This is a genomic window from Vibrio xiamenensis (assembly GCF_900100015.1).
In the GTDB taxonomy this organism is placed as follows: domain Bacteria; phylum Pseudomonadota; class Gammaproteobacteria; order Enterobacterales; family Vibrionaceae; genus Vibrio; species Vibrio xiamenensis.
On the sequence record NZ_FNDD01000061.1, the window covers coordinates 1 to 7,589 of the forward strand.

The 7,589-nt window shown below is 48.5% G+C and carries 7 protein-coding genes; 4 read left to right on the forward strand and 3 right to left on the reverse strand.

Annotated elements, in window-relative coordinates:
• On the forward strand, nucleotides 1–205 hold a 205-nt coding region (locus BLS03_RS25850), incomplete at its 5' end, for a hypothetical protein (protein WP_218122054.1).
• Between the two features lie 467 nt (nucleotides 206–672).
• Nucleotides 673–1,989, forward strand: a complete 1,317-nt coding sequence (locus BLS03_RS24880) for a sensor domain-containing diguanylate cyclase (protein WP_093279533.1) — start codon at nucleotides 673–675, stop codon at nucleotides 1,987–1,989.
• Here the strand turns inward: BLS03_RS24880 and BLS03_RS24885 are convergent.
• Together BLS03_RS24885 and BLS03_RS24890 are read right to left on the reverse strand one after the other, a co-directional pair.
• Entirely contained in the window at nucleotides 1,979–3,052 is a 1,074-nt protein-coding gene (locus tag BLS03_RS24885; protein ID WP_093279534.1) for a PQQ-dependent sugar dehydrogenase, read from the reverse strand. The genes BLS03_RS24880 and BLS03_RS24885 overlap by 11 nt on opposite strands.
• A gap of 93 nt (nucleotides 3,053–3,145) precedes the next feature.
• Entirely contained in the window at nucleotides 3,146–3,646 is a 501-nt protein-coding gene (locus BLS03_RS24890) for a GNAT family N-acetyltransferase (RefSeq protein WP_093279535.1), read from the reverse strand.
• Between the two features lie 325 nt (nucleotides 3,647–3,971).
• Between BLS03_RS24890 and pheS the strand changes: the two genes are divergently transcribed.
• Together pheS and pheT are read left to right on the forward strand one after the other, a co-directional pair.
• Complete coding sequence (pheS, locus tag BLS03_RS24895) at nucleotides 3,972–4,955, forward strand: phenylalanine--tRNA ligase subunit alpha (protein WP_093279536.1); 984 nt, start codon at nucleotides 3,972–3,974, stop codon at nucleotides 4,953–4,955.
• Between the two features lie 18 nt (nucleotides 4,956–4,973).
• A complete protein-coding gene (gene pheT / locus BLS03_RS24900; RefSeq protein ID WP_093279537.1) occupies nucleotides 4,974–7,361 on the forward strand; it encodes a phenylalanine--tRNA ligase subunit beta in 2,388 nt (795 codons plus the stop codon).
• A 45-nt stretch (nucleotides 7,362–7,406) separates the two neighbouring features.
• Here pheT and BLS03_RS25855 read toward each other — a convergent pair.
• A partial coding sequence (locus BLS03_RS25855) for a hypothetical protein (RefSeq protein ID WP_218122055.1) occupies nucleotides 7,407–7,589 on the reverse strand: 183 nt, incomplete at its 5' end.

Sequence of the window (7,589 nt, forward strand, 5' to 3'; positions counted from 1 at the left end):
CAAAATCGAAAGCGCGGGCGAAAGTCGGGGCTTTTTGGTTTCTGGCGTACAGCGCAACCTTGCCAAGGTTGAGGTCACGCCTGTCCATAAAGAGAAGGGAACCTCGTGTGCCCTAAAAATTAACGGCGCAGGCGTTAGTCGCGGCTTGGTGATATTTGTTAGTTTATTATCCGAGTTTGTTTATCCGCTACCGAATGCTTTATAACTAATATATACAGTGTGATATCTGATATATTTATTTACAAAACTTTGTATGGTTAATAAATATATTTATCCTGCTTGTATGATGAACAAAATGATGGCTTTATGAACTTTGCAAAGCTGAAGCCAAAATAAAACCATATGCAAATAAAAAATGCGGATTTTTACATTTTATTGATATCAATTTCACTAATAAGCATATTAAAGTAGACGCTTATCCAATAGAATGGCCGTAATTTATAGATAACAATTATTATATGGCTATGGTAACAACACGATTCATCTCTTGTGACGCAGTGCGAGGGCGACTTGCGTTTTATAGGTTTTTAGTTAAAACGAGCTTAAGTTTTTTTTTAGGGTCGATGCTGCCAAAAGTATCGAGACGACAACGTCACTTTTATGTCTACCCACAAAATTTAGCTGGTATGCAGTATGGCTTTTACTTCAATCAGTTAAAAGGGGGCTAACGAGATGATATTCCACTTCCCGTGTCGTCATTTGACGATCCACCGAGTGCTATTATTGTCGCATTTACTGTTGGTGGTTTGCTTGGTTGGCGTGATGAGTTATGCGCGCTACGAAAGTGAATGGTCAAATAAACTGCGATATTTCGTTGAGCTATCAAAAGGCTCATTTACGCCGCATCTTAACGATATATCTAGGTTACTTACTGAGCAGCAGTATTCCAAATTGACGTCAGCAAAAATTTTGGAACATTTAAACGCGGTCGATAAGCTTAAGTTTTTGGATATTTCGAGTGGCGAACAGCAATCGCCGGTTCATATTCAATTCGTACGTGCGTCGGAATATCTTGGAATTGTCGATGCCAACCAAACCATGAATGTGCAAAGTCCGAGTGATTGGAATACCAATGTACTCGAAAGCCAATATAAGTTGGATAAAAGCGGTCACGCTCTGCATCTGTATTTGCCATTAAGTAATCCCGGACATGGGCGCATTTGGGCAGTATTTAATGCCAGCAGTGTGATGGAGTACCGTCAAACTTTGATTCGAAGCTTACTGCTTGAGGCGGTAAGTGCGATATTTTTATCCATGTTGGTTGCTCTGTATGTCACTCGGCGTGTGGTGGGGCCGATCAAATCGCTGGCGAAGAATATGTCTTCGTCAGAGCCGCCAAGCATGGAACTGCTCCCCGAGTTGGCGCGCCACGATGAAATCGGCCAGCTCGCTAAAGCGTACAAAAGTTTGCTGGTGAAAAATTATGATCAGCTGAGGCAATTGCAGGCGCAAAACGACACCGATACTCTCACTGGCATCGGCTCACGGTATAAGTATTCGCGCGTCGCAACCGACTTTATCGAGCGAGCGCTCAAACAGCAGAAATGCGTCGGCATGTTTGTGTGCGATATTGATTACTTCAAGCCTTATAACGATTACTACGGCCATAAAGAGGGTGATAGAGCATTAGTCGCCGTCGCCAAAGGTATTCAGCAAACCTTAGCGGCGGGTGATATGGTGTTTCGCTTTGGCGGTGAGGAGTTTTTGGTATTGCTTGCAAGGCCGAAAAAATCTGGCCTCCAATATGCGGGTGAGATGCTGCGCGAGAGTATCGAAAAACTCAATATTCCGCACAATGCATTGCAAGGTTGCGGTGTGGTGACCATTTCAGTCGGCGGCGCATACGCGTGTTTGAAACGTATGTCGCTTGATGAACTGGGCGCAAAAAAAATCCTCGATATGCTGTTTGAAGATGCGGATAAATCTTTGTATCAAAGTAAAGAACAAGGACGAAACCGCTTTATTCTCAGCGCCCAATCTATTCAGTAATACGATACAAATTGCCGTTGTCGGTACTAAAAAATACCGTGCCATTTGGGCTAACGGCAATTTGGCGTATGCGCTGATTTAGCCCTGTAAACAATCGCATTTCCTGATTGAGATTGCCATTCGCATCAATGCTGACCACATTGATGTGGGTCAGCTTTAAGGCGCCGATCAGCAGTTTGCCGCTCAGTTCAGGGTAGCGCTCGCCGCGATAGAGAATCATGCTGGATGGTGCGATCGATGGCGTGTACTCCAGCTGGGGCGATTCGATACCGGGCTTCTCGGTTGCATCGCCCACCGCAACTGGTCCCCAGTATTCTTTGCCATAAGAGACATTTGGCCAGCCGTAATTGGCGCCGCGTTTGATAAGGTTGATTTCATCACCGCCCCTTGGCCCGTGTTCCACTTCCCACAACTCGCCGGTTATTGGATCAAACGTCAGCCCTTGCGGATTGCGATGGCCATAACTCCAAATCTCGGCTTTTGCGTCGGCTTGGCCTGCAAAAGGGTTATCTTTTGGCGCTCGCCCTTGCGGGGTGAGACGCAAAATACTGCCCGCATGCGTTGCGAGATTCTGCGCATTTTCGCGAATGCCACGCTCACCGACACTCATATAGATAAATTGTGAGTCAAAGGTCAGGCGGCTACCGAAATGGTAAGAGGTGGTGGAACCTGATGTGGAGACAAACAGCGGCGTCCAGTTGGAGAGTTTGTCGTTTTCAAGGGTCGCTTTGGCCAGCGCCGTTTGGCCACTATTGCCATCTTTTTGGCTGTAAGTGAAATAGTATTCACCGCGTTTAAACGGCGAGGCTTTGACATCCATTAAACCGCCTTGGCCGCCACTGTAAAGATCGCTCACGTGATACAGGCGAGTCTTAGTTTGATTGCTTAAATCGACCAAGCTGATATCACCGTATTTTTCGTTGAGAATCAGTCGGTGATCGTCAATAAATTCAAATCCCCACGGAATGGATAAGCCGGTAAATACCTGCTCGGCGTTAAGCGCATGGGCAATAGAGAAAGGGGCGAGGGCGCCAATCAAGGCAAGCGAGCGTAATGTTTTCAAAGATATAGCCTTTTATTCGCAGCAATATCTAAAGTGTAGCGTGAATTTGGCGCCGCCGTAGGTGTTGGCAGCGCCGGTGAAAACGATGCAGGCTTAGAGCGTTTTTAACATCCACACATCGCAGCCATTATGCTCGGTGCCTGGCATTGGCTCACTGAGTTGCTCAAAGCCGAAATGGCGATACAGCGCAATCGCCGATTGCATGCTGGCAAGGGTATCCAAATAGCAATGCTGATAGCCAGCTTGTTTAGCAAATTCAAGGCAGGTTTGGGTCAGCGCTTTTCCAGCGCCAACACCGCGACTTTCGGGTAGCAAGAACAATTTTTTTAGCTCACACACCGAATCGCTGGCATTAAATGGGGCAATGCCGCCACCGCCGATGACGATGTCATTGAGTACCGCGACCCAGTATTGGCTGCCTTGGCTCGGGTCGTAGTGCTTGCTCATTTGTTCAACTTCCGGATCGGATGGGCCAAACCCTTCACCAATGGCGCCAAATTCGCGGCCAACTTGTTGAATGATGTGTTTGATAGCGGCGTCATCTGCTGCGCTTATCGGACGAATTTCCAATTTGAAGTGCGGGTCGTTGCTCATTCCTTGCAAGTCTCTTTGTGGTGATTTCTTAATAGTTGGCAAAAGTGCCATATTCACAGCCGAAAGTCATCTGCAAAGCGACCCACACAGCAGCGCGTTGAAGAAACTCGATTAAATTCCGTACAAATATCCACGGAAGTGGCGATTGTGCCACATTTCAATTTGGCTTTGATCGCGCCTTTCGTTACTATGTACAGCTACTTGAAAATACCCTAAATCCCAAAATGGTATTGCTTGAATTTCCACTTGGTTATTCACGATAACACGTGTCTTAAGCAGTACTTGGGAACCTTATGGACACTACCAGTAGGTAGATGAGGAAACGATGCAACATCTAGAAGAGATCATTGCTAACGCGACGGCTGCGATTGACGCTGCTGATTCGCTAGTCGCGCTTGATGAAGTGCGTGTTCAGTACCTAGGTAAAAAAGGCGAATTGACTAGCCAATTACAAAGCCTAGGTAAACTTCCACCAGAAGAGCGCCGCACAGCAGGCCAGGAAATCAACAAAGCCAAAGGCGCGGTTCAACAAGCGATTGCGGCACGTAAAGATGCCCTGCAACGCGCGGAACTGGAAGCCAAATTGGCCCAAGAGTCTATCGATGTGACTCTGCCTGGTCGTCGTATTGAAAACGGTGGCTTGCACCCAGTGACTCGCACCGTTGAACGTATCGAAAGCTTCTTTGGCGAGCTTGGCTTTACAGTTGAGTCTGGCCCTGAAATTGAAGATGCGTTTCATAATTTCGATGCGCTGAACATCGCTGCGGATCACCCAGCACGTACCGATCACGATACTTTCTTCTTTAACCCAGATCTGATGTTGCGCACTCACACCTCTGGTGTGCAAATTCGCACCATGGAAAACGGTAAGCCGCCATTTCGTTTTATCGCGCCAGGGCGTGTATACCGTAACGACTACGATCAAACCCACACGCCAATGTTCCACCAAGTGGAAGGCATGCTGGTTGATGAGCACGTTAACTTCGCGCAGTTGAAAGGCATTTTGTACGATTTCCTCACCAACTTCTTTGAAGAAGAGTTGGAAGTGCGTTTCCGTCCATCTTACTTCCCATTCACTGAGCCTTCAGCAGAAGTGGATGTAAAACGTAAAGACGGCAAATGGCTTGAGATCCTAGGCTGTGGCATGGTGCACCCAAATGTACTGCGCAGTGTGGGCATCGACCCTGAGAAATACTCTGGTTTCGCGTTTGGTATCGGGATTGAGCGTTTAGCAATGCTGCGTTACGGCGTTAACGATCTGCGTTCATTCTTTGAAAACGATCTTCGTTTCCTAAAACAGTTCAAGTAATCCAGAGGTTTAATCACTATGAAATTCAGCGAATCATGGCTTCGTGAGTGGGTTAACCCTGCGGTTAGCACCGACGAGCTTACTCATCAAATTACTATGGCTGGCCTAGAAGTCGATGACGTACTTCCTGTGGCGGGTTCATTTACTGGCGTTAAAGTGGGTCATGTGGTGGAGTGCGGTCAGCACCCAGACGCAGACAAACTGCGCGTGACCAAAGTCGATGTCGGCGAAGAAGAACTGCTTGATATCGTGTGCGGCGCGCCAAACTGTCGCCAAGGTTTGAAAGTTGCGGTTGCCACCGTTGGTGCGGTGCTACCGGGCGATTTCAAAATTAAAAAAGCCAAATTACGTGGTCAGCCTTCACACGGCATGCTGTGTTCTTTCACCGAGCTTGGTATCGATGTGGAATCTGACGGCATCATGGAATTGGCGCAAGATGCGGTTATCGGTACCGATTTCCGTGAATTCTTAGGTCTTAACGATGTCACTGTTGATGTTGACCTAACGGCAAACCGCGCTGACTGCTTTAGCATTCGCGGCCTTGCTCGTGAAGTTGGCGTATTGAACCGTCTTGATGTTAGCGCCCCTGCGATTGAAGCGGTAGCGGCGAGCATCGATGACACCGTGGCAATCGAAGTCAAAGCGCCAGCGGCGTGTCCACGCTACCTAGGTCGTGTGGTGAAGAACGTTAACGTTCAAGCTGAAACGCCACTTTGGATGCAAGAAAAATTGCGCCGCTGTGGCATTCGCTCAATCGACCCGGTTGTCGATATCACTAACTACGTATTGCTTGAGCAAGGCCAACCAATGCACGCTTTTGATTTAGCGAAAATCGAAGGCGGCATCGTGGTGCGTATGGCTGAGCAAGGCGAGAAGCTCACGCTACTTGATGGCAGCGAAGCCGAGCTGAACGCTGATACATTGGTTGTGGCTGACCACAACAAAGCGCTGGCGATTGCTGGTATCTTTGGTGGTGAAGGCTCTGGCGTTAACAGCGAAACCAAAGACGTATTGCTTGAGTGTGCCTTCTTCGCACCAGATCACATTCGTGGTCGCGCGCGTAGCTACGGCCTGCATACCGATTCTTCAATGCGCTATGAGCGCGGCGTTGACTTTGCTTTGCAAGCCAGCGCAATGGAGCGTGCAACTCAGCTATTGGTTGACATCTGTGGTGGTGAGGTTGCACCTGTGGTTGGCGTTGAGTCAGAAGCTGACTTACCAAAAGCCAACACGGTTGAACTGCGCCGCTCAAAACTTGATAGCCTGCTTGGCCATGAAATCCCATCAAGCGATGTGGTTGAAATTCTAGAGCGTCTTGGTCTTGCGGTTTCAACCACCGACACGGGTTGGAAAGCGACTGCGCCAACTTGGCGTTTTGATATCGCGATTGAGCAAGATTTGGTGGAAGAGATCGGTCGTATCTACGGCTACGACAACATTCCAAACCAATCGCCAGTGGCGAGTCTTAGCATGAACCTGCACAAAGAAGCGAAATTGCCGCTTAAACGTGCACGTGATCTGCTGGTTGACCGCGGTTACCACGAAGCGATCACTTACAGCTTTGTTGAGCCAGAGCAGCAAAAACTGATCGTGCCTGAAATTGAGCCGCTGATGCTGCCAAACCCAATTTCAGCAGACATGTCAGCCATGCGCCTAAGCTTGATTCAAGGCTTGCTGAACACTGTGGTTCACAACCAAAAACGTCAGCAACCGCGTGTGCGTTTGTTTGAATACGGTTTGCGCTTTATTCCTGATCAAGACGCAGAAAACGGCATGCGCCAAGAGCCAATGCTCGCCGGTGTGATTGCTGGCGCGCGCAGTGAAGAGCACTGGGATATCGAAACCAACACCGTTGATTTCTTTGACCTAAAAGGCGATTTGGAAGCGGTATTGGAACTGACTGCCAACGACAAACAATTTGCGTTTGTTGCGGCTGAGCACCCAGCGCTGCACCCAGGCCAATGCGCGGCGATCGTGATTGATGACCAACCTGTCGGTATCATCGGTACGGTTCACCCAGAGCTTGAGCGCAAGTTTGGCCTAAACGGTCGCACTATCGTGTTTGAAATCGAGTGGAACGCCATCAATACTCGCGTGATCCCAGAAGCGGTCGCGCTGTCGAAGTTCCCATCAAACCGTCGCGATATCGCGGTTGTGGTTGATGAAGACGCAGCGTCAGGCGAAATCGTTGAAGCGTGTTTGCAAGCTGGCGGCGAATTCCTTAAAGAAGCCAAGTTGTTTGATGTTTACGTCGGCAAAGGGGTCGAAGAAGGTAAGAAGAGCCTAGCTATCGCGCTGACACTACAATCGGTTGAGCGCACGCTAGAAGATGCAGACATCGCTGGTGCGGTCGATGCGATTGTGGCGCAAATTTCAGAGCAATTTGGGGCGGTTTTACGCGACTAATTGTCTGATTGTTGATGAAAAAAACCTCGCAGTAGCGAGGTTTTTTTATGGGTGAAAATTGGGGGTGGTTTTATGTGGCTGGCTATCGTGAGTTGTTTGTATGATGCGCCTTACGTGCATCGGTTTCTTTGCCATCTGCGATAGCGCACCAGTTCCTTTTGCTGGCTCAAAAGGAGGCAAACGCCTTTTGGGATAGTTTGGTGAGGCAGTTTGGTTTGATGCGCTAAA

What these genes read in the sequence shown, in the direction of transcription:
- pheS (WP_093279536.1), top strand. Translation starts at nt 3,972, where the DNA reads ATGCAACATCTAGAAGAGATCATTGCTAACGCGACGGCTGCGATTGAC.
- BLS03_RS24890 (WP_093279535.1), bottom strand. Translation starts at nt 3,646, where the DNA reads ATGAGCAACGACCCGCACTTCAAATTGGAAATTCGTCCGATAAGCGCA.
- pheT (WP_093279537.1), top strand. Translation starts at nt 4,974, where the DNA reads ATGAAATTCAGCGAATCATGGCTTCGTGAGTGGGTTAACCCTGCGGTT.
- BLS03_RS24880 (WP_093279533.1), top strand. Translation starts at nt 673, where the DNA reads ATGATATTCCACTTCCCGTGTCGTCATTTGACGATCCACCGAGTGCTA.